At 55.3% G+C, this 2,845-nt stretch carries 5 protein-coding genes; all 5 read right to left on the minus strand.

The features are described 5' to 3' along the window. Positions 1–159 precede the first annotated feature (159 nt). The gene (locus CW742_RS09820) at positions 160–411 is read right to left on the minus strand and encodes a hypothetical protein (protein ID WP_292419789.1); all 252 of its coding nucleotides are present in this window, start codon (positions 409–411) and stop codon (positions 160–162) included. Next, complete coding sequence (locus CW742_RS09825) at positions 411–1,355, minus strand: hypothetical protein (protein WP_292419792.1); 945 nt, start codon at positions 1,353–1,355, stop codon at positions 411–413. Before CW742_RS09825 ends, CW742_RS09820 begins: the two co-directional genes overlap by 1 nt. Next, the gene (locus CW742_RS09830; protein ID WP_292419795.1) at positions 1,352–1,516 is read right to left on the minus strand and encodes a hypothetical protein; all 165 of its coding nucleotides are present in this window, start codon (positions 1,514–1,516) and stop codon (positions 1,352–1,354) included. The genes CW742_RS09825 and CW742_RS09830 overlap by 4 nt, the downstream gene beginning before the upstream one ends. Further along, positions 1,509–2,090 (minus strand): DUF4406 domain-containing protein, encoded by a 582-nt coding sequence (locus tag CW742_RS09835; protein ID WP_292419797.1) that lies wholly within the window; start codon positions 2,088–2,090, stop codon positions 1,509–1,511. Before CW742_RS09835 ends, CW742_RS09830 begins: the two co-directional genes overlap by 8 nt. A 105-nt stretch (positions 2,091–2,195) precedes the next feature. Then, entirely contained in the window at positions 2,196–2,444 is a 249-nt protein-coding gene (locus CW742_RS09840; RefSeq protein ID WP_292419800.1) for a hypothetical protein, read from the minus strand. Between the last annotated feature and the right edge of the window lie 401 nt (positions 2,445–2,845).

Here is a 2,845-nt window from a genome sequence, read left to right on the forward strand (position 1 = left end):
GTTCTCACCTCCATCATGGTCGCCTCGTCATATCGATTTCCACCTTTGCGAAAACAACACTTTTTCCAAGGATTTTATCGGGATGACATTTTCGAAGATGGCCACGGAGTGCCCGATCACTTCGCGCCTCTTGCTCACAAAATGGACAATGGAAAATTTTCACGCTCTCACCCGCTTCTTCCCGGTACTTCCGCAGCTGTGGCAAAAGGCCCGTTTCGGGCCGTGGTAGCCTCTCCCGCGGCAGATCGGGCAGTCGATCACCTTGTAGGTCACCGGCTCCAAAGGAACGCGGCTATTGGCGTTTTCCAACAGGCCGGGCTGCGATGTTGCTGCAGGATCCGCTGCGTACTTCTCCTTCATGGCCTTGAGGAAGGCCTTCTGCTGCCGCTCGATCTTGGCTGCCTTGGTCATCAGGAATCACCTGCAGGTGTGACGAACTTGTCTGATATCAGGATCGCTCCCCCTTTCCCGAAAGAGACCATGAGGTGTTCAGATTTGCCTGATCTCACGATCTTTACGATCCGGCCGGTCCATCCAAAATAAGGGCTGCTCTTCGATCCGTTATGAACGACCTTCTGCCCTGGTGAGAACCCGGCCGAGGATTTCGGGATATCAGGAACTGTCGGAGACGTCGCCGGTGTCTTGGGCGCGATCGCGGGATTCTTCCGTCCCTCACGGGGTTTCCTCTCCTTTGGGATCTTCTTCACGGTCCGGGCAGCTGCTCGGTTCTGCCGAATCAATAACCTCTCCTCTTTCCGCCGCTTCCGTTCGGCCTTGTCCGCTTCCCGAAGCTTGATCGCCTCATCGTACGGCTTATTGTATTTACGGCAGACGTTCACGGCGTTGTTGTATCCTTTAGGGTCCTGTTTCGAGGACATCGGAATCAGGTATTTCTCACGGAATGTCCCTTTTAGAGGGACCTTGTTCCGTCCACCCTTCTTCCGGCCGCAGGGAACGAGGCCGCGCTTCTCTGGCCTCAAATCATACCATTCCCGCTTGATGGCAGGGTCTGACCGGGTTGATGTGGGGAACAATCGCCGGTACTCAGTTACCGCCTCATCGACTGTATCCGCAGCCAGGATAGGGGCCTGTTCCTCCACGGACCAGACCGCGATCTTTTTCCGCATATCCGGCCGCATGTTGAAGTACTGCCGGAAAACCGCATCGTCTGACCTGCAGGAATCAGGGAATTTTTCCCGATACCGGGCGAGAGCATCGTACCGGTTCAGTGAGGGCTTCACGGTTTTGATCTCTTCCGCGGACCATCGATCGGCGTTGAAATTCTTGACGAGATCTCCAAAATTCCGGACAGCCGGGTGAGGGGCGCTCGTTGGCAAGCTTGCTGCAAGGGTCACGCTTGCACCGCCTCCCCTTTCCGGAGGCCCTCGCGATCGAGGGCCGCACGGATCCGATTCAGTCCAGTGTGTCGCTTGTGCGAGATCTCCCGGATGAACTTGCCGGACTTGTAATCGTCAATGATCTGCCGATCGGTTGTTACAACCTGACCTTTAGGCATGGGCATCCCTCCGGATCACTTCGGGCTTTGGGATCCCATCCCGGGCGAAGAAATGCGGGATCCCCAACTCTTCCGAGAACTGCATTTCCCGTGACGCTCCCGTGCTTGATGCCCAGCCCTCCAGGAAGAGGATGGCGTCGCACTTCGCGAGGATCGCGAGGTCCTTCTCCAGCCAGGCATCGTACGGGACATCCTGGTGCACGTGGAACCCTGCGAAGTTCTTGTGCGGGATATGGACGGCCCAGCCGGCCCGGCAGCAGTCCAGGCCCGCACGTGCTGCCCTGCCGATATTGTCCTGGATCCCGGTCTCGGTCTTGTGCGAGTAGGGACCTGCGATGTATAGCAGCGGAGGGAGAGTGTAGACCCGCTGATACAGGGGAATCCGGTCGATGCGTCGATCGAGATCCTCGATCCGGACATAGTACCGGCAGTGCGATCCGGAGAGCCGGACCCGGGTGAAGCCCTGGTCCCGCGGTTCGGTAACATCCCAGTTCTTGCCGCGGGTCCGGAGCAGGAGCTCCTTGGCGGTCTTCTCGTACCGGCTGTTCATGGGTGTACCCTCCCTCGTTCGCATCGGTTTTCAGCCAGTTTTTTATCGCAGGGTTCACGAAGGGTAGTGAAAGGATACCAACAGGTTGTTCCCCCGACATCGCGATCAGGACAGCGTTCTTCGCTCATGTTAGTCAGCCTCCCCACACCATGCCTTATCAAAATTCAAACACGCCTCTTCCGGTGTTTTCCCGTAACCACGCACGAGCTCAACGGGAAATCCATCTCCGAGAATACAGAGCCAACCATCACCGTTCTTTATGATCTTTACCGGCTTGATGTTGCAGGGGCGCATCATTTGAGTGGCCCGCTGAAGCTCAAGATAAATAATTCTCAATTTCGTGTCTTTGATGTGTTGACTCTCATCATCCACTCTCACGACCATCCCTCCAGTTCGAGGAACTCGTGAAAATGGCAGCCAGCACAATGGGGATGTGATCCTGCAATCTCTCCACAGGCAACGGAAGGTGTTACCTTCCCGTCATGAGCGATCTGCCAGTTTTTCTCTGACGGTCGTTTCTCATGAACGAGAAGGATATGCTGGCCACGTGGGCAAGTCCACATAACAACTTTGTAGGTTTTTCCACCTTCCAGCAAATCAAAGGTTGACCAGGTATTCGGTTCTGGATCTTCAGTTGTTGCCTTTCGAATTTTGTACGTCACGACATCCACCTCCTCAAATCCTCTTTCAGGTAATACGATTTTTTCAACCGACTCAACAAACTCTGGGCCTCGATCTTATACACCTCTGCCTCTGCCGACGAAGAGGATAATGTGAAT

The sequence above is a fragment of the Methanoregula sp. genome (genome assembly GCF_002835825.1).
Classification (GTDB): Archaea; Halobacteriota; Methanomicrobia; order Methanomicrobiales; family Methanospirillaceae; genus Methanoregula.